This window comes from Vibrio sp. 378 (genome assembly GCF_033339435.1).
This window is the reverse complement of sequence record NZ_JAWOUO010000947.1, coordinates 1-565: the sequence shown is the minus strand read 5'-3', so window position 1 is coordinate 565 and position 565 is coordinate 1. Positions and strand designations below refer to the sequence as shown.

Here is a 565-nt window from a genome sequence, read left to right as displayed (position 1 = left end):
GTAGACCTAGTAGTGGTGCTACAGAAGCAAACAGTTTGATTGAGCTGATAAAGCGTTCAATGCTTGGTGCATTGCGTAGGATGATTTCGTCCAACTTCGCTTCCAGATCTTCAAGGTTGTCGCCTTTGTGATCTTGGTAAGCTTGGATAACTTCACCTAGAGGGTTGCCAGGGATAACTGTGTCTGATTTCGCCTGTTTACGCATTTTGCCACCGATGATCTGAAGGCGTAGGAAGCACAATAGCGCGATGATGACACCAACAGCGCCCATTGCTAGGATGACGTAACCAACGATACCGCCTTGGTCAATACGCTCCTGAACGGTAGGGCTCTGTACTAGTAGCGATAGAATTACGCCACGAGATGGATCAAGGAATAGCGGCTCATAAGTGCCTTTTGCTGATTCAAAACCAGCCACTTGGCTTGTGATGTTCTTGCTTGGCTGACGTGATAGTTCTTCGAACTTGCCAGTTTGAGGTACGTAAATGACGTATTTGCCATCTGCAATTGCGTTAAATTCACCTACTAGCGTTACGTCGCGAACGGCTTCTTTACCTTCACCGTA

The 565-nt window shown here is 47.1% G+C and carries 1 protein-coding gene; it reads right to left on the bottom strand.

Features of this window, described 5'->3' with window-relative positions; translation table 11 throughout:
- Window positions 1–565: MotA/TolQ/ExbB proton channel family protein (locus R7Q48_RS29755; protein WP_411979315.1), on the bottom strand; the 565-nt coding region annotated here is incomplete at both ends.